Source organism: Candidatus Cloacimonadota bacterium, assembly GCA_020532355.1.
Lineage (GTDB): Bacteria > Cloacimonadota > Cloacimonadia > Cloacimonadales > Cloacimonadaceae > UBA5456.
Genome location: JAJBBD010000065.1, coordinates 1 through 25457, shown reverse-complemented (window position 1 = coordinate 25457; position 25457 = coordinate 1). Strand labels below are relative to the sequence as shown.

The following is a 25457-nucleotide window of genomic DNA, read 5'->3' as shown; positions in this document are numbered from 1 at the left end:
TTATGCGTAAAATAGACATTGGCAAGGAATGTGAAAGAATAGCGCAATTTTTGGGGAGCTATTTGCAGAGCAGCGGATTAACCAAGTACATTGTTGGCGTATCTGGAGGCATAGATAGTGCCGTTTCAGCTACGCTAGCGGTTAAAGCCATTGGCAAAGAGAATGTTATTGGGGTAATGATGCCCTACACAAGTAGCAATCCCAATAGTTTAGAAGATGGGCGTTTACTTTGCAATTACCTGGATATAGCCTATCAAATAATAGAGATAAGCCCCATAGTAGATGCCTGGTATGCATCATACGAAACGGAAGCGAGTGCTTTAAGAAGAGGAAATTTTATGGCACGTATCAGGATGTGTGTTCTGTATGATCTTTCCTCCAAATATCGCGCATTGGTATTGGGAACTAGCAATCTCAGCGAGATTATGACAGGATATTTTACTCAACATGGAGATTCTGCAGCAGCAATTGAGCCTTTGGCGCAACTATATAAAACAGAAGTATGGAAACTTGCCAGGAATTTGGGTATTCCCAAAAAGATTATCGAAAAAACTCCTTCTGCAGATCTATGGGAAAATCAAACCGACGAGCAGGAAATGGGGATATCGTACCGTGAATTAGATGAAATTTTATGGAGTATCCACAATATGCAAGACGTAACTACTTATAATAAAGACAAGTTAGATACTGTATATAAGCTAATTGCGAAAAGCGCTTTCAAGCGTAATCCTGCCCCAGTACCGGAGGTTCCATGTTCTCTATAAGTGCTAGGGATCGTTGTAAAACTTGCCATACAGAACGAGCCTTAAGGCAATGTGTTCGCACTAAAAGAGGGATTTGTTGGAAATGCTGCAACGAACTAAGAATTGATCTAAAGTGCCCTCGGGAATGCCCTTACTCACCACGATTTGAAGAGATAAGCCCCTTCCCTGCTTTTAAAGCCGATAATAACCGTGAATCTACACAGGCAATGAAGTATTTTATTGATATTTGGATAACTAAAGTAAATGCACTGTTTGAAGATAAAAGTCCCCAGTTACTTGCAACCGAAGATAGAGATAAAGTCTTAGAGATATTAAGTTCTTACCAATATCCGGGTAATTTTCCGGTTGAGTATCTAATGCAAAAGCTTGAACTTCCTTATGAGCAAAAAGATATACATCCATATGCAGAAGAAATTGTTGCAGGATACTTAGATTGCATAATTGCTATGGAATACAATCTATTAAGCAATTTTACTCTGAACCAATCTCCACTATTGGATCTTGAACAAAGATATAATGAGATTATTAGTTCAATACCCAGCTTTAAAAAGCTTAAGCATTATAGTTTTATTCATACCGGTTTATCTGAAGATGGATCGCAATGTATTGTGTTTATAGAAATAAACTATAAAAATGAATTCTGTTTTATCTTAAAAGAATATGAAAGTAATTGGTATATAAGGCAATGCATTGTTGGTAATCCCAGCTTATATTTTAAGCTAAACAGTACATTTAAGAGTATCTCGCAGGCTTTAGCGGAAGCAGAAGAGCAACTTGCTTATAGCGAAATAAGTGAAGCGTTAAGGAGTTTTCCAGATTGTGCCGATTTGTATTACTATCGAGGATTATATTGGTTGTTATGCAAAAACCATGCAAAGGCGAAGGTTGACTTCTTGGATGCCGTTGCTTTAGACAACTATTTTGCACCACCCTATATGCATTTAGGAATATTATATTTAAACGAAAAAGAATATCATGAAGCAGAATATTGGTTTGCGGCACTGTGCAAAATCGAACAAGATAATATGGATGCGGCAAACAATTTAGGCATTGCCTTGTTGGCTCAAGGCAAAAAAGACGAGGCAATCAATACTTGGCAGAGCATTGTTAGAAAACAGCCTAATTACGAAATGGCAAAGAAGAATTTGGAATTGTATGGATAGATTCTATATGAAACTGGCTATGCGCCAAGCTGAGAAATCTAGAGGGAAATGTTCTCCTAATCCTTTTGTTGGGGCAGTTATTGTGAAGAATGGTAAGCTTATTGCTGAAGGCAGCACACAACCTTATGGGCAAGACCATGCCGAAGTTGTAGCAATAAAAAAAGCCGGAAAGCAAGCTCAGGGTGCAACTATGTATGTAAGCTTGGAACCGTGCTGCCACTATGGGAAAACTCCACCCTGTACTGATGCCATAATACAGAGTGGAATCAAGCGAGTAGTGGTAGGGATATTGGATCCAAATCCTTTGGTATCTGGAGGCGGGATAAAAGAACTTATCGCCGCTGGTATTAATACTGAGTATGGCTTATTTGAAGAAGATATCAAAGAGCAATTGGAATACTATTTGAGCTATATCAGCAAAAAGAGACCCTTTGTAATATGGAAAACGGCACTTTCATGGGATGGCAAATATGCTGCTAGTGACGGCTCATCGCAATGGATTACCAATCCTGCATCAAGGCGATTTGTACACAAAATGCGCTCGGAAGTGGAAGTAGTACTCTCTGGTATTAAAAGCGTTGAAACAGATAATGCTATGCTGAATGTTCGTGGTATTCGCAAAGCAAAACAACCACTACGCTTGGTATTGGATCCATTTCTTGATATCAAAGCTGCTTCTCTATTTGTAAAAAGTGCTAAACAATATCCAGCTTTGATAATGTATCACAGTGCTCCCAAAGAGAAAGTAGAATGCTTACAAAATCTAGGAATTGAGCTCATCCAAGTATCGGGAAATAACGATAAACTGAATTTGAATGAAGTGCTCTTAAAACTTTGGGAAAAAAAGCTATATTCTGTACTTTTAGAAACGGGCAATAAACTGAGTGAGGCATTCTGGAAAAATTGCTTGATAGACAAATGTGCAATCTTTTACGGCAACAGAATATTGGGTGGAGAGAATGGATGTCTAAAATCATACGATAGAAAATGTATTGATCGGGCTGTGCATTTGAGTAAAGTAAAGGTAAAGAAGCTGCAGGATAATGTTTTGGTGATGGGTTACCCAATGTGGTAAAGCTTATTCGTATACATATTCAATCTGCTTAGTAAGATTAGGGATTGTGCCAAAACGAGGATTCCATAAGTATTCCGATTGTAGAATCAACCGTCGGTTATCATTATATGCATAATGTATAGATTCTGTAATGGCGTCCACTTCGTTATACTTGGATTTTTCAATCAAACAGCCAATATCGTTGTAGTAATACTCTTTTCTAAACAGAACCGTATCTTCTGGACTGAGTGCTATAATGTTTACCAAATTGTTATTATCATCGTATGAGTATATGTGAGTTTCCAGCAAATCATCTTTAAAATCGTATAGCTTTTTCTGGCTTATTTTTGCCGAACTATCTAAGATTACTTTGAAATAAGAGGCAATGTAACCCACTTGGTTGTAATGCAGTTCCCATAATTCTGGGTGTGATTCACTTGATTTGATTGATGTTTTTTTGATGATCTTACCTTTGGCGTCATATTCAATAGTTGTTGCTTCGTGGGTTTGAGCATCTGTGTATTCTACAGATCTTGAGGATAGTAGATTCATGTGATTATATTGTAATAGCTCTGTATAAGAAGGTTCTATACAGATATTCTTAATTGTTTTTCCTTTGTAGGTACGATTTGCTTGCATGTGGTATTCTTCGATAATATTACCCTGAGAATCGTAGAAACAGGTACTTTGGGTTGCAAGGCTAAGTACATTCCTGCCATATTTCTGCTTTGCTACGTATGTTTTACGATATGCTTTCTGAAGCCCTCTGTAGGCTTCACCTTCCTGCGCAAATAGCGTCGCCATCAGAATGGTGATTACAGTAATCAAAACCGACTGTTTCATAAATATATAATCTCCTCAGCAATATTCAATATGTATGACAAAAACAGCTAATTCCAATAAATAAATAACGTCAAGATATTTGTATTACGATTTCATGATAATTCCTTGCAATAAAATTGATTAATTAGCACATCTAATCTTTTATAACAGCCCCAAACAGGATATTGTTCTTGACAGCATAGGGCTAATATGCTAGAATAGCTAAATAAAGAAAAAGTTGAGGTAAAGATGATGAAAATTCTATATGTTGATACCCCGTTCCAAAACTTACAGGGTGGAGATAAAAACCGTAGTAACTTCATTTGGTCTTGCCTATCCGAAGAATTTGAGGCAGATCTTTTGCTGATAAAAACTAAGGCATATGCGAGCAAGGCTGTGGAGGAACATCATGGATACCACAATCTTTTCACTATTGGAACCATGACAGCTTCTTATCATCAGCCAAAGGCAATTTATCACTTTCATCCGAGACAACTAGCCAAATTCAAAGATATAGTACTAAAGGGGCAATATGATATTATAGTCTTTAGATTTTTAAGTACCTATCATTTGGCATATATGGTTTCCAAAATACTTCCTCAGTGTAGAGTTGTAGTAGATGTTGATATGCTGTTCTCTAGAGTAGCAGCGCTTGCATGGGCACAAAATCCTTGCCTCAAAAACCGATATAACCTAATTGAAATGCTTAAATTAAAAGCATTTGAAAAGATAGCATTCAAACAAAGCTTTTTATACTATTTTACCAATCCAGTAGAGCGTGATATTGCAGTGAATGAATATGATCTTGATGCCGATATAGCTCATGTATTTCCCAATATGATGCAATTGGAAGAGCCGATAGCATATAACTCCCATAATGGAAAGTACATCTTATTCTTTGGCACAATGAGTTCTGTGGCAAATCAAGATGCTTTTCGCTATTTTGTTACAGAAATATATCCTTCCATAGAAAGTCAGCTTAGACGAGCAGGTATTCAGATATGGGTCGTTGGAAAAAATCCCCCGGAATACTTTGATAGATATCATGACGATTGTTTAAGAATAGTTGGCGAAGTAGATGATATGCAAGAGTTTATCTATAATTCTGAATTTGTAATATTGCCTATTAGGATTGCCTCTGGTACACGCACCAGGATACTAGAAGCCGCTCAGATGAGAAAAGCTGTTTTAACTACCGGCATCGGTATGGAAGGTTTCTTATTTAGCAATAAGGAAATTGTTCTCAAAGAAACCGCCGCCGAATTTGCCACTGCTATGTTGGATTTGATTGAGAATAAAGAAACAAGAGATGCTTTAGGCAAGAATTTATATCACGCCGCTCGTGCCAAATATGGTGCCAAAGCTCTGTCAGATAGGTTTATCAAGAGTATTAAACGCGCTAGCAAACAAGGGCCGGGAAGACGATTGAAAATTGCCTTAATAACAAATAGGTTTTATCCGGAAGTGGGTGGGGCTGAAACAAATATCTACTATCAAGCCAGAGAATTATCAAAAAATCATGAAGTTACTGTATTCTGCCCAAAGCGAATTGAACGGCAAAGTCTGGAGCATGTAGAAGGGTTTCGCGTACTAAGAATGTGGGACGTATTAAACAATCCCAAAGAGTATCCCAATCTGCGCAGCAAAACACTTTGCCCCTTGTTAATAGTACATATCCTTTTTTCAAACTACGATATTATTCAATGCTTTCCTGCAATCAACTATAACAACATTATTGCATATGTCGCTGCAAAAATTAAGAAAATACCTTATATTCTTTGTTTCTTCGATTTTTTAGATTACGCTTCTATAATTAAAGAACAAGGCTTTGTGGATAAAAACATTCTGGAAAAAACAAGCGTAAGGTGGTACCAAAAGATTATATTGCAAGGTATGAATCAAGGTTTTGCCATCTCAGAAAAAGAGCTGCATTTCTTAAAAAAGTATAATCCAAAAATCGACTTCTCCCCTGTTCCAGTGCTAAGTAATGAGTTTAATGCAGATATTGATAAGCCACCTTTGATGAACACATGGACAGGTGATCACTTTGTGTTTCTTTGTTTGGGCAGAATCTCGCATATTAAAGGACAGGATATAGCACTGGAAGCATTTTGCTCGGTTGCTGACCAAATGCCTACTGCAAAAATTGTGTTTGTAGGTAGGTCAGATTATGAAGCAGAATATTTGGAGAATCTGAAAACCACGATGTTAAAGGCAAATCTAATGGATAGGGTTCACTTTACTGGAATGGTGGAGCGCAAAGAGGTGTTAGCCTGGTTGAAATACTCAGATTTAAATATCATACCCGTGCGCTTTATGAATTCGGGCGCGGTGGTTGTGGAAAGCTGGATAAGCGATACACCTGTTTTGCAAAGCGACGTTGTAGATCCTAATCTTGTTGAAGAAGGGAAAAACGGTTGGTTGTTTGAAAGCGAAAACGTTGATGATTGCGCAGCCAAGATGCTGGTTGCTTACCACAATCATAAAGAGCTTCCCCAAATGGCAGCCTTAGGGAAAGAAAAAGTGCTTAAAAGTCACACTTACGAAAACTTGATAGAGCTGTATCAACAAAGTTATTATAATCTTTTAGGCAAATAAGAAATGAACGTTTTTAGCCCTTACAAACGCATCTTGATGTTGAATAGCTGCAGGGGCTTTGTTGGTGGCGTGGAGCGAGTGATAATAAGCTTAGCCCAAGATTTAAACGAACTTGGTTGTGAGGTTTATGGCCTTTTTGAACATGAGTTGCATATAGACCCAGTATTTGAAAGCGCGTTTGTAGAGTCTATTACGCTATTAGATAATGATATAAGCTCGCTCTTGAAACATTATGTATCACTTGGGATAGACTTTGTGTTTATTCATAAATGTAATAATCCAGGTCTGATAAGTGCATTTCAAAAGCACTTTAAAACTGCATTATTTGTGCATGATCACGATTATTACTGCTTAAGAAAGCATAAATACTTCCCTATTAAACGCATAAACTGTCATTTACCTTTTAACCCCATTGCTTGTAGCCTATGCAGCTTTTTGCTGCAGAAGCAATCGGGCAAGCTTTGCAGAATTGATCTCACAAAAAGAGTTAAGCTGTTGAGAACCATAAAAAAGTGTTCCATCTTCTTTGTACTTTCAGACTTTATGAGAGATAACTTGTTATTAAATGGATTTGCTGCAGAAAAGATACATCTTCTTAAGCCCTATCTAAGGCTGCATAATCTGGCAGAAAAATCTAGGAATAAAACTCCAATCGTTCTTTATTGTGGTCAATTAATACGGGGCAAGGGAATTGATCTTCTTTTATATGCAGTAAGTGAAATTCATCTACCCTATAAACTGCGTATTGTGGGTAGAGGGAACGATAAAGCTTATTTAGAAAGAATATGTGCAAAACTTTATTTGCAAGATAAAGTTGAGTTTGTAGATTGGGTGGAAAAAATCTCGGTAGAGTATAAACAAGCGAGTATAGTTGCAGTACCATCAAGATGGCAGGAACCCTTTGGATTGGTGGGAATTGAAGCATTCTCTCACGCCAAGGCAGTTGTTGGCTTTGATGTGGGCGGAATATCACAATGGTTAAAGCACAGAGTAAACGGTCTATTGATTCCAGCGGGAAATATTCATAGATTTGCTCAAGCCATAGAAACCCTTCTGAGCTCTGAAGAATTACGAAACAAAATGGGACGTGCTGGATATGAGATGGTAAAGCACAACTATAACCAAGAGGAACACTTAAAATCCCTATTGGTGCCAATGGGAAAAATTCGGAGTTAGACATGCCCAGTATCCAAGATTACTTGAGAATACTAATAGACTATATTCTGGAAACTATTACGGAAGTGATTCTATATGCGATTGTGGCTGCATCAGATTTGTTTATCGGGCTACCAATTAGATTATGTAGTAATAAACTACATTGTTTTGAGCAAACTGATCATATTATCTTGGGCAAAAATCTTGTTCCAATTAGCATCAAGTACATAAAATCCAGGCATTGGTTTGTTCAAAATGCGTTTGTATTTCCGCTTATCCTAGCTAGAAAGCTTAGATTAGTGGGAGTAAGTTTACGTTATCAAGACCATAATACGAATATTAATCCGGCTGCGCTAACCAAAACACCTGGTTTATTGAGTTTGTATTTTATCCGAAAGAGCTCTCGTTTAGCTTTTACCACGGCGTTTGAATGCGATCTAGAGTATCTTCATAAGAAGCATGGTGGATATGATTTAGTGTTATTACTGCAATCCCTTGTTGCCTTGATCTATCATCACGATCAGAATATGATAACTAGTTATATTAACATCTTTGATGTATCAATAATGAATATTAGTATGTCTGAAGCTATCGGCATTATTGATAAAAGCATTGAACATAACAAAAAAAGTCCCATTTATTTTGTTAATGCAGATTGCCTAAATAAAGTTTTTATTGACAAGGATTATCATCACGTATTGTGTAACAATGATATTGTTTTTCCAGATGGCAGTGGAATAAACCTTGCTGCTAAAATTCTTGGCACGACTTTAAAAGAGAATGTGAATGGAACAGATATGCTACCCTATCTTTGCGCACTTGCACAAATAAAACAATACCGTATTTATTTGCTAGGTGCGGCAAGTGGAGTGGCAGAAAAGATGAGAGAGAAATTGGAAAAAGAGTATCCTGATTTGAAAATATGCGGTTGTCATCATGGCTTTTTTGATTGGGATATCGAGCTTGATGAGGTAATACGTAATATAAACTTAGCTCATACTGATATTTTGTTGGTTGCATTTGGAGCACCTCGTCAAGAGTTTTTTATAGCAAAGTATGGAGAACAGATTGATGCAGCTGTTCAAATGGGAGTGGGAGGCCTGTTCGACTTCTACTCTGAACGAATTGCCCGAGCCCCGTTGTGGATGCGCCAGATTGGGATGGAATGGGTTTTTAGATTGATAATGGAGCCTAAGAGAATGTGGAAACGTTATCTTATTGGAAACCCACTATTTCTGTATAGAGTATATCGTTGGAAAAAAACAAAATTGGAATGGTGAACCCGCTTAGAGGAATTAATGACCCAGATAAAAGGACATGCCAAAAGCCAAAGAGTAAAGGAAATTGAGCGTTTAATGCAAATGAGGAAAAAGCGCAGTAATTTTCAAATGCAGATGAAGATATCCATCTGGGATTGGACGGTTGGCTTTGCCAAATTTCTAAAAAGCTTTCTGGATGTATTACTTTCGCTTATACTATTGGTTTTGCTGTCTCCTATATTGATAATAACTTCGATATTGATATATCTAAATGATCCAGGTCCCATATTTTATGTTGCCAATAGAGTTGGATTGAATGGAGCATATTTTGGTTTCATTAAATTCCGCTCCATGTATGTAAATGCAGATAAAATGAAAGATAAGCTGATGCAAATGAATGAATCGGAAGATGGAGTAATTTTTAAAATAAGAAACGATCCAAGAGTGACACCAATTGGCAAGTTTATTCGTAGATATTCCATAGATGAACTACCACAGCTAATCAATGTTTTAAAAGGGGACATGAGTTTGGTTGGTCCCCGTCCGCCTCTGCCTTTAGAAGTTATGCAATACACTTTGGAAGAAAGAAAACGTTTGCACGTAAAACCAGGCATAACATGTCTCTGGCAGATAAAAGGAAGAAGCGATATCCCATTTCGACAACAAGTTCAGCTTGATATGGAATATATTCGTTCGCAAGGCATAAAAAATGATCTAGTTATTTTACTTAAAACTATACCAGCTGTAATTAGCGGCAAGGGTGCATACTAATGTGCCTATCACCATAGCACTTTTAAAGGAGAGTAAGATGCAACTTAGCTTTACACAAAAGAAAAATGTTGGCATCATTGATGTGATTGGAAGACTCGATGCTTACAATGCTCCCGATCTGAGAGCTACTTACGATCAGGTGGCAAATAAGGCATTAAATTTTGTATTTAATATGCAAAAATGCGAATTCATCGATAGTACCGGCTTAGGCACAATTGTAGCATGTTTAAAATCTGCATCACAAGGTGGCGGAGATATCCATATTGCCAACCTGCAAAGTAAACCACGCATGGTGTTCGATATAACTCGCGCACATAAAATATTCCATATATTTGACGATCTTGAAGCAGCAATAGAAAGTTTTGAGCAAGATTTTGATGCTTGACACAAACAGGTTGAGGCATAGATGCGTTGCTTAATATATGCAAAAAGTGAAGATATCTCTTGGCTGAATGAATACTTTCCAGATGTGGATCCCTACCTGCTAAAAATTGTTAACAAACCATTATTAGAATATGCTATGGATTTTGTTTCACTTCTGCGGGTAAAAGAAATAAGAATTGTGTCCGATGCATCTACAAAAGGTATCGAATCCTTTTTTGGAGACGGAGCTAAATGGGGAGTAAACACAAGCTATGCTTTAGCTCATCCTGGCGACACAATCTCTTCTGTTTATCTTAAAAACAGCTCATTTTGTAAAGAACAGGATTTATTAATATGGAATGGTTTTTTCTTTTTGCAATATGATCGAAACCAAATAACCTGTGCACCGGAGTTTAGAAATAAGTTCTATACACAGAATAAACGTTTTGTTTTTTTGCCCCGAACTTACAAGCTTAGCGATCTGAAATCTGAAGATTTACTTGAATCATCGCCCTGTTTTGTAACTTGTAACATTAACAATATAGCAGATTATTACACTCTTTCTATGGCAATTCTTACTTCCCATAACAAGAAATATGTTTTACCAGGATATTCCAGTGAACAGGATACTTTTTTGGGCTTGAATATTAGCTATCCACAAAGCGCTGAACTGCATCCACCCATCATGATTGGAGATAAAAGCAGATTCCGGAAGAATACCCTAATTGGTCCTAACAGCATAATAGGCAACAATGTGATTGTAGATGACAACTCATCTGTAATTGATAGCATTATCTACGACAATACATATATTGGGAGAGATCTGGATCTGGATCACAAAATTGTATACAAAGGAAATCTCATTGATGCCCACACTCAAGAAGTGCTTCATGTCGATGACAAAGTGCTGGTATCGGAAGTAGAGCCGGGATTAGTTACAACCTATCTAAATCGTAACGTACAAAGAATATGTGCTTTTGCTTTATGCATAATTCAGTTTCCATTTTGGCTTTTACTCTTTCTCCCATTTATCATGTTACAGAAAAATACTCGTACTGAGCGCCTGTTAACAAAGAACATGAATACGGCATTTTTTACCGATGCCGATTTATTAAGAAATACCTTTTGGGGTAGAATAATTCTACGATTATCGTTAGACAAGTTCGAGCAGTTTTTGGCTGCGGCTATTTCTAGAAATATCTACCTTGTTGGAAACAGATTGCTGACTAATACTGTTATTCATCGCAACCTAGTCATGAATCTTCCCGTCTACAATCCTGGAGCTTTTTCCTTGGCTGAAAGCGTCGAAACCTACGATATTGAAGCTGAGATGTTTTATGAGCTTGAGTATATAGATTGGATTTCTACTCATTATAATATCAAAATACTGGTAAGAAGCCTATTCAGAAGGCTGTTTTTCGGTTACACTGCCTTTGATAAACCCCATAAATGAAGTATGATTTATGCAGCGATTTAGTTTGTATGGAAGCCCAAGATTTGAAGAAGATTTCTTCAATATGCTTGTTTCTATTCGATCGCATATTGTGCAAATGATCCCAAAGCATAAGATTAAGGCACTAATACTGGGGGGTGGATACGGCAGAGGAGAAGGCGGAGTATTTATTCATAATGAGATAGAGAAACCATATAATGATTTGGATTTATTTTTGTTTGTTGCTTCGCTAAACCATAAAGACCGGGTTGTTTTGAAGCGCAACATAAAAACAATACATAAAGATCTGAGTGAGGAATTTAGCATTGATATAGATTTTTCCAATCCTATAGATATTAGCTCTTTGCCTTATCGAAAGATCAGTTTAATGTATTATGATTTACTACAAGGGCATTACGTTCTTTTAGGAAACAAGCATCTACTTAATGCTCTACCAGAGTGGCACGCTGATGAATTGCCAGTTATGGAAGCACTTCATCTATTATTAAATAGATGTATGGGGTTGATTTTTGCACAAGACCTACTCTCAGGCAATAATCCTGATTCTCATACGGATTTTATTAACCGAAATATCCATAAAGCATTTCAAGCTTTAGCTGAAGCTGAATTGATCTCAGAAGGAAAATATGAAACACTCACAAGAGATAAAATACAAGCTATCCAAACACAAAAACTACCATTCTTATCGGAAAACAAGGCATTGTTAAATGAAGTAAGGGAATCGTTAGAATTCAAGCTGAGACCCAATATTCCAGTCTTCAACATGGAGGCACTTACTGATAGGTTAGAAATGCTAATCAATGCCAGCAGAGAATTATACTACACTCTATGGAGCAAGGTCTTAGAAAAGGATGTTTCTAATACGCTTGAATTGTCATCTGTTTTTGATAATTCTAAAGTTAAACCTAGCTTGAAAAATATGCTACTTAATCTTAGAGACACAAAATGCTATGGGGGATCTTTGTATAACTACTTTCAATACCCCAGATTTAGATTATTCCTCGCCTTACCGCATTTTATCTTTAACGAAACCATGCCATTATCTCTACTTACAAAAATATTGGGATGCAAACAAACAACAAATACTGCATTACTAAAACGACAATTTATAATGCTTTGGTATAGATATAATTAGGAATGAGTATATGAAAAGATTGGCGTTATACTTCTTCATTGATGCATTAGGTTGGGAAATTTACCAACATTATGGTTTTTTGCAAAGCTTAGGGCTAAATAGCCGTAAGCTTAAAACTACCTTTGGATTTTCCTCTGCTGCAGATCCATCAATCCTAACCGGAAGGTATCCTGATGAACACCAACATTGGTCAAGTTTTATCTACGATCCGATAAACTCCCCCTTTAAGCGCATGGGACTTCTTTCTAAGCTTCCTTCAAGGGTTTTCGACCGTTGGCGGGTCAGGCACAATCTTAGCAAACTAATTAAACTATATCACTCTTATACTGGATATTTTGAGTTGTACAGTGTTCCCTTTGCCTATCTTCCCTATTTCGATTATTTGGAAAAGAAGGACTACTTTGTTCCGGGAGGGATATTAGCTACAGATACAATATTCGATTGGTGTGTAGACCATGATATACCTTATTACTGTTCAAATTGGCGACATACTGAAGATAGAATATTGATTGAAAACAAGAAAATAATTAGTGAGGCCAAAATCAAGTTTGCTTATGTGTATTTACCCAAACTTGATGGGATAATGCATAACTACGGTCCTTTTTCTAATAATACCGAAGTCAAATTGCGTGATCTGGAACAGAAGATTACGGATATTGCAAACTTTGCTAAACGATTATATGATGAAGTTAGTATATATATTATTTCCGATCATGGCATGGCTCCAGTCACCAGTTCATTCGACCTGAAGAGAAACATTGATGCCTTGGGCTACGAATATGGAAAAGACTATTTGGCTTTTTACGATTCTACAATGGCAAGATTTTGGTGGCAAGATAACAAAGCCAAAGACGACATATTAAACTACCTAGCTTCATTAGATTGTGGCTATATAGTACCTCAAGAAGAGTTAAAGCGTTTAAGAGTATATTTCCCGCACCGTAAATTTGGCGATCAATACTTCTTGATGAACGAAGGTATTCTATTGAACCCAAGCTTTATGGGCATTAAAGTAATTCCCGGAATGCACGGTTATCACCCAGACGACAAGTATTCCTATAGTATAATGCTTTCAAACAGAACTATTCCGAATGAAATTCAATCTATAACCGATATCCGTAAAACAATGGAGAACGAACTTGCTTAACGACATGAATATTATTGATGAGAGGAAAAGCGAAGTAACTCCTACAATGGTGGTCGATTCCCATATCCTCTTAAAAGTGTACTTAAACAAACTAAAACTGATCCTCTTGGTTACTCTGGCAGCATTGATTATTGCCGTAATCTTTGTGAAAATAAAGGTTGTTCCTTCTTGGAAAGCTAATTGTTATATTATTCGAGCTCCCAAGAATATGAGTACTCCAGTTGAAATGCCATATTTGTATCAAACCTTCGACATTAATACAATTCTAGAAACGGTGCGCACTCGAGACGTATTAACAGATGTAATACAAAAGCTTGAATTAGATATTAGTCCCGAACAGCTTTTTCGTCAAATCGAAGTTCAACGAGGTAATCGGTCTAATGTTTTACGTTTTTCTGTATCTTGGAATGATGCTGAAATATCGGCCAAAGTAGCCAATGCTACCGCAGAAGCATTTATCTCCAATAATACAAAACTGCTAAATTCTGCGACCATGAAAATCCATGATTACTATCTTGAACAACGTCACATGAGGATTATGAACATTCAAGACTTGGAAGAACAATATGAGCAATACAAAGCAGAATATGGCGTTATATCTATTCCTCATGAAACCCAAACTAAGTTCGATCAGCTTAAAGAAATTGAGATTAAGATGATTGAGAATTCTCTGCGCATAAAAGATATGGATAGCAAAATTGCAGAGATGAATGAAAAGCTGGGGGATGTCCCAGAAGAGGTTATACAAACTTGGACTTATACTCAAACCGATGAAAAGAATTTGTTGGCTTTGCAGAAAGATTTAGAATTGCTACGCGCCAGATATACCGATGAAAATCCTAAAGTTCGCAAAGTATTACAAGAAATAGAAGAACTTAAAACCGCTATGCAAGAAAAAAAGCGAGATATACCTGAAGCCGTAACATGGGGACCCAGTGGCTTAACTCAAGTCTACACTATCGATAAATCCCGTTTTGAAGCTGAAAGACAAGGCGCCATTCAAATGAACGAAGAATATCAAAAAGAGATAAGTCAGATTCGTTCCACCTTAGAAAACCTAGGTCAAGTTCAAAAAGATTTTTTTGAAATAGAGCGCCAACTGGAGCTAAACAGAGATATCCTCAAACTTGTAGAAAGTCGTCTGGCAGAATCAAAAATGGCAATGCAATCTAATGTTAGTGATTATGAAATTCTTGAAGCTGCAAAAGCTCCAGCTTATCCTGAAAGTAGCCGGCGAAAACTGATTGTTGTTGGCTTTAGTATTTTGGTATTCCTCTCTTTAAGCATATTTATTGTTATTAAGGAGATATTGGATGTGCATACAAAGAGCGCCAAGGATTTTCACGAAGTGGTAAGAATCCCACTTTGTGGCATTCTTCCCAATGAGCACGAAGTTGATGAGAGAGTGTTTTATAGAAATATGCAGGTGCTTGTTGAAAACATTGTACATCATACAAACTCACTCCACACACCCGTAATCTGTTTTGGTAGCGATATTAGGGAAACGGGGAAATCATTTATCGTAAAAGAGTGTATAAACTTATTGGCATCTAATAATAAAAAAATTCTATATATAGATTCGATTATAGAAGCAACACCAGATATAAATGTAAATACACTAAACGGAAGATTATACGGATTAGATAAGGAGATCGAAATTGATAAGACTGATCCTTTTATTCACAATGCTTACTTTTTAGTTGATGATAGTACTTTCACAAAAGTATTGGAAACAAAATCCGTAGCGGAAGTTCTAAAGCTATTCGATTCCTATGATTATGTAATCTGGGAGCTTTTCGATTATGAATACAACATACAGCTATTTACCGGGATTTGTGCTGCTGCTGATACACTCGTTTTAGTTGCCAGATTTAACCGTAGTAGCCGCAATAGCTTACACCGGGCAGTAAAATTTATTAAAAATAGAGGTTTAACTAATATACATGGTGTACTTAACTATGTTCCCAAAGATTTTTATTCGGAGAGATACTGATATGAAAAGATACCGCATAAGCTCATTATTGGTACCCTTCATTTGTGTTGCCTTTTTATATTCTTGCTCTAGAAATAGTTCAAATTCTTATATTGAAGAAAACTTGGAAGCAATGCCAGAGTATTTAGAAGAAACGTATCTTGCCACTCAAACAACACAAGAAACCATTGAAGAATTATATCGCCTAAACGATATTGAGCTACCCGCTTACACATTAGGACCCGGCGATAAAATGAAAATATTTGTGTATGATGAGCCAGAATTAGATTCCGATGCGGTGCTAGTAAAACAAGACGGTACCCTATCCTTTAGATTAGTTGGAGAGATTGACGTTACCGGTTTAACCATTCCTGAAGCTACCACAATTATTGAAGATCGTCTAAAAGAATACATACATCACCCCAAAGTATCGATTATTCCTTTTGAAACAAAAAGTTCAAACGTTACTATTTTAGGCAAAGTAACCTATCCAGGTATCGTTGAAATAAAAGGTAGAATGAGGATTCTTGATGCACTTGCAAGTGCCGGAGGTTTAGCCTTGGGTTGGTTCCAAAATAACTCTGTGGAGTTGGCAGATTTGGAGCGTACCTTCATGATGCGTCAAAACCGTATCTTACCCATAGATTTTGTTGAACTTGTTCAGAATGGGAATATGCTTTACAATATACCTCTGTTAGATAAAGATTATATTTATATACCTTCAGCTATTAATCGAGAGGTTTATATAGTCGGTGAAGTAAACCAGGAAGGACACTATTTTTACCAAGAGAATATGACTCTATTGCAAAGCATCACTTTTGCGCAAGGCTTTAAAGATACAGCCCAAGCTACAGTATACGTGATTCGGGGCAATCTATCTCATCCGAGATTATTTAAAATCAATACAAAGGAAATTCTCAAAGCAAAGGTTCGTGATTTCAAGTTAAAACCAAACGACATTGTGTTTATACCCAAACATCCAATTGCAAAATGGAATGACGTTGTAAACAGTGTGTTGCCCAGTTTGCAGGCAATTCAATCTGGTTATCTATTAAATGAGATGTACAAAGATATCCTCGATAAATAATCTGGATCATTGCTTAAGAAGAGAGTATAATATGCTGTTTTGGGGAGCATAGCTTGACCGAAAGTATATCTCATCTGAAGTACATTGTTTTTTTTAGTACCTTATTTATAGGTGTACCCATCAGCTACTATCTAGCTCAGAAATTTCAGATTGTAGAGCGTCTTGTTTTTTTCTTGATGATGTTCTTTACGGTTAGGATGGAAGACATCAATTTTATTTCTAGAGAGTCCTTTAGATTAACCTCAAGAGGATTTGAAATCGGTTTAGTAGATATTTGTACTTTTGTTATATTTTTGCTTATCCTTAAACGACGGCATCAATTTCACTTGCATCTCCCCCCTGGCACCTGGCTATATTTTACGTATTTTTTACTGAGCTTCATTTCTATTGTTAACGCTGCTGTTCCACTCTTTTCTTACTTTGAGCTTTGGAAAATGCTCCGCATGTTCTTCTATTTTTACGTTGTCTACAACTATGTAAACAGCTACAAGCAATTCAACGACTTTATGAGGGGTGTAGCTGCGATAACCATTTTTATCTTTATCGAAGTGATGAAACAAAAATACTTGGAAGGAAGATTTCAATCTTTTGGTCCCTTTCCTCATCAAAACTCATTAGTGATGTTCAGCATTATTCTTGGATCTTTGATGTTTGCGTTTCTTTTAAATAAGAAAGATATCTCTTTTATGAGATTTTCATCTTGGGTGTTGTTTTTCGCCATGACCTCTATTTCCATTATTTCTACTTTATCTAGGGCAGGCTTAGTTCTTTATGTATTTGCCATTGGCTTGATTCTCGGACTCTCATTCTTAAGTGGAATTACCAGCAAAAAAGTTATCATTACTGTTCTCCTGATAATAGTGTCGTTAGCAATTTTGGCTAAGGCTTGGAATAGCATTAGTGAGCGCTTTCGAACTGCTCCGGAGGAATCTGCTAATGTCCGTAAGGATTTGGCAGTTGCAGCCGTAAAAATGGCGAATGATAAGTTCCTTGGAGTAGGCTTGAATAACTTTGGTGTTAAGATAAATCCACCCTGGCAATATAGCAATCACATAGAAATGCATAATCCAGACGATGAAGATGAACAAAACGGGTTGGTGGAAACCATATACTTAATGATAGCCGCAGAGTCCGGCTGGCATACTCTCGTTGCTTTCTTGGTGTTTATCTTCTATTTCTATTTCCTAAACATAAAAAACTTGCTAAGGTACAAAGGTACAGATTATCAGTATTTTTCAATTGGCTTAGCGGGTGGGTTGCTCGCCATTTACTTGGAATCTACTTTAGAATGGGTTTTAAAACAAACGAACAATTTCTACCAGTTAATGCTAATCTTCGCTATGATTGGTGTTATGACCAAGCTTGAAAAAAGGTATCAAGCTCACAAAATGAAAATCCCCTCAAATGATAGTAAGGCAATTAGAATAACTCAATCCAGAGGACATTATGCAGGATAAAGAGAATAAACGAAGCATTGGTGCAAAAGGCATTAAAGAAACCCTCAGCCATGAGCAACGCAAGGAATTAGTAAATCTAATGAAGCGGATGTTGCCACCCGTTCCATCTTTAGGTATTATTGATATTCGTTTTTCCTTTTGGTTTATCCGACATTGGTATCTTGTATTCATTTTTGGAAAAGATACTCGAAATCAGTTTAAGTCTTTAGATAAAGGTGATATGAATACCGGTCTCACTACAGTTGCAAAAGTATTTACCTATATTATTATGATCATAATAATGCTTATTTTGTTTCTGTATCTGCTATATCTTGTCAAATCTTATATGGGTATTGATCTCTTTCCGGATCAACACTTCATTGATATCCTCAAAGATAGGTTTTCATGAAGATTTTATGCATCTCAAATTATTATCCTCCTTTTTTTGAGGGGGGGTATGAGATTTCAGTAAAAGAAAGCATGGATTACCTGATTAATAGGGGGTATGAAGTATATATTCTTTGCGGCAACAAAGGTACTGAATACAATTCCTCAAACAATGCCAAACTCTTCCTCCCCGAAGAACCCAAAAGAATTTTACACTATATAGATTACTCAAATCCTTCCTTTTTCGATAAACACAATGTAGAAAAGCATAACTACCATGCTACGATTAATGCCTTATCTGCAATACAGCCTCATCTTGTTTACTTTGGAAACCAAAAAGCAATATCCATAGCTCCAGTGTTGGCAGTGCAAAAACTAAAATTCCCAAGAGTATTCGATATTGGCGATATCTGGCCTGATAGCTACATAAAATCAGATCTAAAAAGCAGGATGTACCGTTTTCTTAAAATGATACTTCCCGGAACGATCGGTGGTCATATCCATTTAGACCCAATAATTGTTGTATCCTACTGGATGCGTCGAGAAATGGCGCAAAGATACAAAAGCAAGCGAATATACCAAATTCCCAGAGGAATAGATCTGCCTCCAGAAAATACGAGAGTGCTCAAGAAACCTTTGCGTTTTATCTTTGCTGGCAGGATAGAGCCGAATAAAGGTTTAGATCTTTGTATTCAGGCTACAAGCAGGGTGCTTGCAGAATATCAAGATTTTTGCATCGATGTATACGGTGAAGAGGATCCTATATATGCCAATAAATGCAAAGATCAAATAAACAAGTTTCATCTGCAGCAACAGATCAGGTTTTTGGGCAAAACCCAGAACATTCATAATGTTCTTCCTCAATACGATGTATTGCTAATGCCCACTATGGCAAAAGAAGCTTTTGGGAGAATCATTATCGAAGCTATGGCTCATAGCCTTATCGTAATTGCCACAGATGCTTATGGTCCCAAAGAAATTTTACTTAGTAAACAAAACGGTGTATTGTTTAAAAGAGGTTCTGCCGCTGCTTTGGCTACCGCTATTTTAGAGCTTCTCCAGATGAAACTATCACAGTTAGAAATAATTCGAAAGCAAGCTCGACTTACAGTAGCTCAGAATTATGAAATAAATCTTGTCAAAAAGAAACTTGTATATATTTTGGAATCTATTGTCAACGATCCTAATACCCTTAAAGAGGAGAATCATGGGACATCTTAAACTATCTTCGTTTTTCATGGCGCTAATAATCATAATGCTTGGCGCTTGTTCCAAAAATAAACATGCTATCTTAAATGAAGAAATCGGTATGTTTTCACAATCCATCAAGATTAGCACTCTGCCCACTAAAGCTACTATTTACATCAATGAGCGAGAAATTGGCACTTCTCCGGTTAATTATAAAATTAGTCATGAAGATAGTCGCATGATAAATATCAAAGCCATCCCCATATATCCAAATCAATACACTCAAAACATTTTCGTGATGGTTCCGCCTATTCCAAAAACTATGACAATCTATATGAATCACTATCCAGAAGATTACGACCGAAGTAAAGAAAGTGAGTTTATTCCTCCTAAAAAACCGGACCCAGAGATTATTATTCAAACCAAAATTGATACTATCTACATAGAAAAAGAGGTTAAAGAAATCCTTACCTACAACCTCCCAGCTATCTTTTTCGATACCGACGAATATGATATTGAAGCAACAGAGTTTGAAAAACTAGAACAAGTTGCCGACCTAATGCAATCGAATACAGGCTTCTTTTTGGATATATACGGTTTTGCAGATCATCGCGCCAGTGAGAGATATAATCTATCCCTTACCCTAAATCGTGCTAAAGCAGTAAAAGATTTTTTGATTGCAAAAGGAGTAGCAGAACATAGAATGAAAGCTTATGGGCATGGCAAGGTATCAAAAGTAAGCTCAGAAGGAATAGATATGGATTTACAACAAAGCCGTAAGGTGCTTTTTTTATTAAAAACTGCCCAGCCCTGATATATGTTTGTTTTATCTAGTATTCTTTAAACTGATAAATCATGGAGAAATCAAACGGTTTAGGATTGCGTAAGCGCATGATCATCAATACTGTATCAAATTATGGTAAGATGATTATAAGCATAACTATCTCCATTTTCCTAACCCGCATATTATTTCTAGGGCTTTCTAGGGAAGAGTACGGTTTTTGGGCTTTGTTGTGGTCGATATTTGGATATTCATTACTATTAGATTTCGGATTTGGAACTGCCGTACAAAAACATACCAGCGAATGCAATGTTAATAAAGATTGGAATAAGTTTAACCGCATAGTAAGTACTGTATTCTTTACCTATGCCCTATTTGCTGTTTTGATAATTATCTTTGCCATATTACTTAGTTTTAATATTCAACGTGTTTTTGGTTTTGATATATCTAATATTGATTATTTCCGCAATGTTACTATCCTCTTTGGTATTGGATCGGCAATTTGTTTTCCCTTTGGTTTCTTCACTGAAATCCTGAGGGGTTTACAAAAAATGCACGCCAGAAATATAATCCAAACTACTTTTCTTATCCTTAATTTTGTGGGCATGGCAATAATGGTTCACTTAAAGCTTAATCTTAGAGGCATGGTATTTGTTGCTTTGGGTACAAATTTCCTTTCCAGCTTAACCATGATGTTTGCCGTACAAAAACTTATTCCGAATTTTAGTATTCGCTGGAGATATTACGATAAATCTTTACTACGGTCAGTTATGGGCTTCTCGCTTTTTGCATATCTAATAACTTTTACTAATTTGATTATTCTAAAAACTGACCAATTGGTTATTTCAATCTTTGGTTCTGTTGCACTTGTTGCAGTGTACCAAATTTCCATTAGGCTTGCTGATACCTACCAAAAATTTTCTGCGCAGTTTTTAGATAATTTGGGACCTGTTTCTGCCACTCTTTTTGCTGCCGGCAATAAATCTAAAATGACTGAAATTATGCTGCAATCTAACCGCTTGATGGGTCTTATTTCTTCTATGTTGGTTATTCCACTGTTGGTATTCGTAAAACCATTATTGAATATTTGGCTTAACTTAGACCATACTTCGGGAATGATCTGTGCCATAATATTGTTGGTATCCATGTATACCCTTCTATTCTTCAGATCCTCTTCTGTATATGTATTATTGATGGCAAATGAACATAAAGTATTAGCTTTTATTGCTTGCTTGGAAGCTACCCTAAATCTGGGTTTGAGTATACTACTAATAAAAACCTTACCGGGAATACTAATGTATTGGGATATTCATCTGCAAGATTCTGCAATCATTGGCGTTGCTTTAGGTACTTTTATTCCCAATATACTCCTCGCATTTCTCTTTAATATTCCCAAAGCTTGTAGATTTGCCGGTATTAATGCCCGGGAGTATTTCAAAATAACTGTTGGTCCTACTGCGGCAATTAGCCTTATTACTTTAGCCTTCGCTCTAGTTATTTATAATGTACACTATCCTGCCCATTTACTAACTGTTATGCTCTACATTGTGCTATGCATGACAATCTTTTTAGCCCTCACATGGACATTAGGACTAAAAAAGTGGGAACGTGATCAATTGCTGCAATTAATTAATCGCAAGTTTAGACTTAACTAGGCTTTTATCTCCAATTGATTACAGCCTTCTTTAGGCATGGTTCAGGCTAAGATCTTGCTGTAAGTTTAGGATCATAGTAGCTTGAACCTTCTTGTTAATGTACTTAAAACAAAAGGGGAACGACAAATATCTTGACGGATATCTGAAAATATTTGAATTTGATATTTAATGGATACGATGCTTATATATAGCTTTTATGTTTTCGAACATAGCTGTGCAGCCATACACATACTTAGCAAACAATAAATAAAGATAAAAGGAGTTCATTAGTGGAAAAACTAATGCTATTGGGTGATGAAGCCCTCGCTCAGGGTGCTATTGATGCCGGTATATCTGGTTTTTATGGCTATCCTGGCACTCCCTCAACCGAGATCATGGAATACGTTCAAAGATCTAAACAAGCTATTCAAGCCAATGTGCATCGCACTTGGTCTTCTAACGAAAAAACAGCTTATGAAGCCGCTCTTGGCATGAGCTATTCTGGAAAAAGAGCAATGGTGACAATGAAACATGTTGGTTTAAATGTTGCTGCGGATCCATTTATGAATTCGGCAATGACAGGTGCAAATGGAGGCTTGCTGATTGCTGTTGCAGACGATCCATCCATGCATTCATCTCAAAATGAACAAGACTCACGCTATTACGGTCATTTTTCTATGATTCCTATTTTGGAACCTTCAAACCAGCAAGAATGCTACGATATGGCTTTTTATGGTTTTGTGCTTTCAGAAAAATATCATATTCCTGTAATGATTAGACTAACAACTCGTCTGTCACATTCCAGAAGCGGAGTTGTTCGGAAAGAGCCAATCAAACAGAACATATTACAAAAACCTGATGATCTCTTTCAATTTATGTTGCTTCCTGCTATAGCCCGGAAGAAGTATAAAAAGCTTATTAGTTTACAACATAGCTTTTTGGAAGAATCTGTCATAAGTCCCTTCAATAGCTCTCAATTGGATGCAAAAGATTATAGTAAAGGACTCATCGCTTCAGGCTTGGCATACAACTATCTGTGTGAAGTGTTTAAGGATCAAACTATACCCTATCCTGTAATTAAAGTGTGCCAATATCCACCACCTATCCCTAAGATTCATGAATTATATAACAAATGTGAAAGCATCTATTTCTTTGAGGAAGGTATGCCTGTTTTGGAAGAACATGCAAAAGGGCTTTCATTTAATGGAACTAAGCCTATTCATGGAAGATTGGATGGCACCTTGGAACGGGATGGAGAATTGAATCCAAACAAAGTTGCAGCGGCTCTTGGCATGCCAGTCAAATATGGAAAAGAGGTTCCAGATATAGTAGTAGGTAGACCGCCTGCGCTTTGTGTTGGTTGCCCTCATGCCGATAGCTACCTTGCACTTAATGAAGCTGTTAAAGAATATGGAAGAGGGTATGTTTTTGGAGATATTGGCTGCTATACTTTAGGCTTTATGCCGCCATATAATGCCATAAATTCCTGTGTTGATATGGGTGCATCAATTACAATGGCAAAAGGCGCTGCAGATAGTGGTTTGTTTCCGGCTATTGCAGTAATTGGCGATAGTACTTTTACGCACAGCGGTATGACCGGTTTGATGGATTGTGTTTACGATAAATCTAATGTAGTAGTGATTATACTTGATAACAGCACCACTGGTATGACTGGTGGTCAGGATTACACTGCTTTTGGTCGCTTGGAAGATATTTGTTTGGGTTTAGGAGTAGAAAAAGAACACATCCGCACCTTTTTCCCTTTTATAAAAAACCACGAGGAGATGACTCGCATCTACAAAGAAGAAATAGCCTATAACGGCGTTTCTGTTATCATCCCTCGGCGAGAATGTGTGCAGACTCTCAAGAAAAAGAATAAAAGGGAGGCTAAAAAATGAAAAAAGATATAATTCTTGCCGGAGTAGGTGGTCAAGGCATCTTAACTATCGCAACCGTATTAGGGCATGCAGCATTGCAGAGAGGCTGGCTACTTAAACAAGCCGAAGTGCATGGCATGAGTCAACGGGGTGGAGATGTTCAAAGCCATCTGCGCTTATCTGATAAAGATATTCATAGCGATCTTATCACTATGGGAGATGCCGATATGATCCTTTCTGTTGAGCCTATGGAATCCTTGCGATATTTACCATATTTAGCCTCTGATGGGTGGATTATTACAAACTCTAAACCGTTTATTAACATACCTAATTACCCAGAAGTCGAATTGCTTTATAAATCAATAAGAGCAGTTAAAAACCATCTTCTGTTTGATGCGGATGAAATTGCCAAAGAAGTGAAAGCGCCTCGTGCTATGAATATTGTTGTACTGGGAGCCGCAATTAAACAATTGGGATTTTCGGTAGATGAGATTGGAGAAAGTATAAAAAGTATATTTGTGCGTAAGGGAGAAGCCATTGTAGATGCAAATCTGCGAGCTTTGCAGGCGGGAATCTCCCACAGTTGAACTCAATAATTATCGTTATGCCCGCAGATACAATCCTTCTGCGGGCTTTGTTTGCCATAAAGCATTTGACAAAAAAAGCCCCATACAGAGCTTGGGAATAATGGGTCATATCCCTAGAGGAGCCTTACAGTGAATATTATTAACAATAAAACCGGATGGATAGAAGTGATCTGTGGAAGTATGTTTAGTGGAAAAACTGAAGAACTGATTCGCAGAATTCGCCGAGCTGAGTATGCAAGACAAAAAGTTTTGGTATTCAAACCAGTCATAGACGACAGGTATGACGCCAACAATATTGTGTCTCATTCTAACATGCAAGCTCCCTCCATTCCCATCAATGAAGTTTCGGAGATTTACACATACCTGCAGGAAGATACTCAGATTGTAGCTATAGACGAAGCACAGTTTTTCGACGAATCAATTGTAGGCATCTGTAACGATTTGGCAGATCAAGGTTACAGGGTAATGGTTGCCGGATTAGATCAGGATTATCGAGGAGTTCCGTTTGGTAGTATGCCTCAATTATTGGCAATAGCAGAATATGTTACCAAAAACCTCGCTATATGCGTAAAATGCGGAAATCCTGCTAATCGTACTCAAAGAACTGTTCATAAAGGAGAACAGATTTTAGTAGGTTCAACCGAAGCTTATGAAGCACGCTGTAGAAACTGTCATGAGGTTCTAGATTAAATGGCGTTTTCTCCTCATGTTCTAATTATACTGGTTATTATCCAGATGATCAACATGTATAATTTGATCATTTTTGCCAGAGTAATAGCAAGCTGGATTGTGCAAAATCCTTATAACCCCATCTATAGATTTTT

The 25457-nt window shown here is 37.0% G+C and carries 23 protein-coding genes; 22 read left to right on the top strand and 1 reads right to left on the bottom strand.

Annotated features, from left to right (window positions below; translation table 11 throughout):
• From LHW48_02130 to ribD, 3 genes are all read left to right on the top strand, one after another.
• A partial coding sequence (locus LHW48_02130; protein ID MCB5259260.1) for an NAD+ synthase occupies positions 1 to 764 on the top strand: 764 nt, incomplete at its 5' end.
• Complete coding sequence (locus LHW48_02125; protein MCB5259259.1) at positions 752 to 1927, top strand: hypothetical protein; 1176 nt, start codon at positions 752 to 754, stop codon at positions 1925 to 1927. The genes LHW48_02130 and LHW48_02125, both read left to right, overlap by 13 nt.
• Positions 1920 to 3002 (top strand): bifunctional diaminohydroxyphosphoribosylaminopyrimidine deaminase/5-amino-6-(5-phosphoribosylamino)uracil reductase RibD, encoded by a 1083-nt coding sequence (gene ribD / locus LHW48_02120; protein MCB5259258.1) that lies wholly within the window; start codon positions 1920 to 1922, stop codon positions 3000 to 3002. The genes LHW48_02125 and ribD overlap by 8 nt, the downstream gene beginning before the upstream one ends.
• A 3-nt stretch (positions 3003 to 3005) precedes the next feature.
• Here the strand turns inward: ribD and LHW48_02115 are convergent, their stop codons facing one another.
• Entirely contained in the window at positions 3006 to 3824 is an 819-nt protein-coding gene (locus tag LHW48_02115; protein MCB5259257.1) for a hypothetical protein, read from the bottom strand.
• A gap of 228 nt (positions 3825 to 4052) precedes the next feature.
• Here LHW48_02115 and LHW48_02110 point away from each other — a divergent pair, with 228 nt between their 5' ends.
• The 19 genes from LHW48_02110 to LHW48_02020 all read left to right on the top strand — a co-directional run.
• On the top strand, positions 4053 to 6401 hold the full coding sequence (locus LHW48_02110) for a glycosyltransferase family 4 protein (GenBank protein ID MCB5259256.1): 2349 nt from the start codon (positions 4053 to 4055) through the stop codon (positions 6399 to 6401).
• A 3-nt stretch (positions 6402 to 6404) separates the two neighbouring features.
• Positions 6405 to 7577 (top strand): glycosyltransferase family 4 protein, encoded by a 1173-nt coding sequence (locus tag LHW48_02105; GenBank protein ID MCB5259255.1) that lies wholly within the window; start codon positions 6405 to 6407, stop codon positions 7575 to 7577.
• Between the two features lie 2 nt (positions 7578 to 7579).
• Entirely contained in the window at positions 7580 to 8836 is a 1257-nt protein-coding gene (locus LHW48_02100; GenBank protein MCB5259254.1) for a WecB/TagA/CpsF family glycosyltransferase, read from the top strand.
• 18 nt (positions 8837 to 8854) lie between these two features.
• Entirely contained in the window at positions 8855 to 9586 is a 732-nt protein-coding gene (locus LHW48_02095; protein MCB5259253.1) for a sugar transferase, read from the top strand.
• Between the two features lie 37 nt (positions 9587 to 9623).
• Entirely contained in the window at positions 9624 to 9971 is a 348-nt protein-coding gene (locus LHW48_02090; GenBank protein ID MCB5259252.1) for an STAS domain-containing protein, read from the top strand.
• A gap of 21 nt (positions 9972 to 9992) precedes the next feature.
• Positions 9993 to 11402 carry a sugar transferase gene (locus tag LHW48_02085; protein MCB5259251.1) on the top strand — a complete coding sequence of 470 codons (1410 nt, stop codon included), beginning with the start codon at positions 9993 to 9995 and terminating at the stop codon, positions 11400 to 11402.
• A 10-nt stretch (positions 11403 to 11412) separates the two neighbouring features.
• Positions 11413 to 12537: a hypothetical protein gene (locus LHW48_02080; protein ID MCB5259250.1), complete on the top strand. Its 1125-nt coding sequence runs from the start codon at positions 11413 to 11415 to the stop codon at positions 12535 to 12537.
• A 10-nt stretch (positions 12538 to 12547) separates the two neighbouring features.
• Positions 12548 to 13684, top strand: coding sequence for an alkaline phosphatase family protein (locus LHW48_02075; protein MCB5259249.1), 1137 nt, complete (start codon positions 12548 to 12550; stop codon positions 13682 to 13684).
• The gene (locus LHW48_02070; protein ID MCB5259248.1) at positions 13677 to 15677 is read left to right on the top strand and encodes a hypothetical protein; all 2001 of its coding nucleotides are present in this window, start codon (positions 13677 to 13679) and stop codon (positions 15675 to 15677) included. Before LHW48_02075 ends, LHW48_02070 begins: the two co-directional genes overlap by 8 nt.
• 1 nt (position 15678) lies before the next feature.
• Positions 15679 to 16743, top strand: a complete 1065-nt coding sequence (locus LHW48_02065; GenBank protein ID MCB5259247.1) for a polysaccharide biosynthesis/export family protein — start codon at positions 15679 to 15681, stop codon at positions 16741 to 16743.
• Positions 16744 to 16796: 53 nt separating this feature from the next.
• Positions 16797 to 18200: an O-antigen ligase family protein gene (locus LHW48_02060; GenBank protein MCB5259246.1), complete on the top strand. Its 1404-nt coding sequence runs from the start codon at positions 16797 to 16799 to the stop codon at positions 18198 to 18200.
• Positions 18190 to 18588: a hypothetical protein gene (locus tag LHW48_02055; protein ID MCB5259245.1), complete on the top strand. Its 399-nt coding sequence runs from the start codon at positions 18190 to 18192 to the stop codon at positions 18586 to 18588. The genes LHW48_02060 and LHW48_02055 overlap by 11 nt, the downstream gene beginning before the upstream one ends.
• A complete protein-coding gene (locus LHW48_02050; protein MCB5259244.1) occupies positions 18585 to 19787 on the top strand; it encodes a glycosyltransferase family 4 protein in 1203 nt (400 codons plus the stop codon). The genes LHW48_02055 and LHW48_02050 overlap by 4 nt, the downstream gene beginning before the upstream one ends.
• Positions 19774 to 20568: an OmpA family protein gene (locus LHW48_02045; GenBank protein MCB5259243.1), complete on the top strand. Its 795-nt coding sequence runs from the start codon at positions 19774 to 19776 to the stop codon at positions 20566 to 20568. Before LHW48_02050 ends, LHW48_02045 begins: the two co-directional genes overlap by 14 nt.
• A 41-nt stretch (positions 20569 to 20609) precedes the next feature.
• A complete protein-coding gene (locus LHW48_02040) occupies positions 20610 to 22190 on the top strand; it encodes a hypothetical protein (protein ID MCB5259242.1) in 1581 nt (526 codons plus the stop codon).
• Between the two features lie 269 nt (positions 22191 to 22459).
• The gene (locus tag LHW48_02035; GenBank protein MCB5259241.1) at positions 22460 to 24067 is read left to right on the top strand and encodes a thiamine pyrophosphate-dependent enzyme; all 1608 of its coding nucleotides are present in this window, start codon (positions 22460 to 22462) and stop codon (positions 24065 to 24067) included.
• On the top strand, positions 24064 to 24633 hold the full coding sequence (locus LHW48_02030) for an indolepyruvate oxidoreductase subunit beta (protein ID MCB5259240.1): 570 nt from the start codon (positions 24064 to 24066) through the stop codon (positions 24631 to 24633). Before LHW48_02035 ends, LHW48_02030 begins: the two co-directional genes overlap by 4 nt.
• Before the next feature lie 129 nt (positions 24634 to 24762).
• Positions 24763 to 25323 carry a thymidine kinase gene (locus tag LHW48_02025; GenBank protein MCB5259239.1) on the top strand — a complete coding sequence of 187 codons (561 nt, stop codon included), beginning with the start codon at positions 24763 to 24765 and terminating at the stop codon, positions 25321 to 25323.
• Positions 25324 to 25368: 45 nt separating this feature from the next.
• Positions 25369 to 25457: YggT family protein (locus tag LHW48_02020; GenBank protein ID MCB5259238.1), on the top strand; the 89-nt coding region annotated here is incomplete at its 3' end.

Excerpts from the sequence above, each read along its gene's own strand:
- LHW48_02125 (MCB5259259.1), top strand. The coding sequence starts at position 752 with ATGTTCTCTATAAGTGCTAGGGATCGTTGTAAAACTTGCCATACAGAA.
- ribD (MCB5259258.1), top strand. The coding sequence starts at position 1,920 with ATGGATAGATTCTATATGAAACTGGCTATGCGCCAAGCTGAGAAATCT.
- LHW48_02115 (MCB5259257.1), bottom strand. The coding sequence starts at position 3,824 with ATGAAACAGTCGGTTTTGATTACTGTAATCACCATTCTGATGGCGACG.
- LHW48_02110 (MCB5259256.1), top strand. The coding sequence starts at position 4,053 with ATGATGAAAATTCTATATGTTGATACCCCGTTCCAAAACTTACAGGGT.
- LHW48_02105 (MCB5259255.1), top strand. The coding sequence starts at position 6,405 with ATGAACGTTTTTAGCCCTTACAAACGCATCTTGATGTTGAATAGCTGC.
- LHW48_02100 (MCB5259254.1), top strand. The coding sequence starts at position 7,580 with ATGCCCAGTATCCAAGATTACTTGAGAATACTAATAGACTATATTCTG.
- LHW48_02095 (MCB5259253.1), top strand. The coding sequence starts at position 8,855 with ATGACCCAGATAAAAGGACATGCCAAAAGCCAAAGAGTAAAGGAAATT.
- LHW48_02090 (MCB5259252.1), top strand. The coding sequence starts at position 9,624 with ATGCAACTTAGCTTTACACAAAAGAAAAATGTTGGCATCATTGATGTG.
- LHW48_02085 (MCB5259251.1), top strand. The coding sequence starts at position 9,993 with ATGCGTTGCTTAATATATGCAAAAAGTGAAGATATCTCTTGGCTGAAT.
- LHW48_02080 (MCB5259250.1), top strand. The coding sequence starts at position 11,413 with ATGCAGCGATTTAGTTTGTATGGAAGCCCAAGATTTGAAGAAGATTTC.
- LHW48_02075 (MCB5259249.1), top strand. The coding sequence starts at position 12,548 with ATGAAAAGATTGGCGTTATACTTCTTCATTGATGCATTAGGTTGGGAA.
- LHW48_02065 (MCB5259247.1), top strand. The coding sequence starts at position 15,679 with ATGAAAAGATACCGCATAAGCTCATTATTGGTACCCTTCATTTGTGTT.
- LHW48_02055 (MCB5259245.1), top strand. The coding sequence starts at position 18,190 with ATGCAGGATAAAGAGAATAAACGAAGCATTGGTGCAAAAGGCATTAAA.
- LHW48_02050 (MCB5259244.1), top strand. The coding sequence starts at position 18,585 with ATGAAGATTTTATGCATCTCAAATTATTATCCTCCTTTTTTTGAGGGG.
- LHW48_02045 (MCB5259243.1), top strand. The coding sequence starts at position 19,774 with ATGGGACATCTTAAACTATCTTCGTTTTTCATGGCGCTAATAATCATA.
- LHW48_02040 (MCB5259242.1), top strand. The coding sequence starts at position 20,610 with ATGGAGAAATCAAACGGTTTAGGATTGCGTAAGCGCATGATCATCAAT.
- LHW48_02030 (MCB5259240.1), top strand. The coding sequence starts at position 24,064 with ATGAAAAAAGATATAATTCTTGCCGGAGTAGGTGGTCAAGGCATCTTA.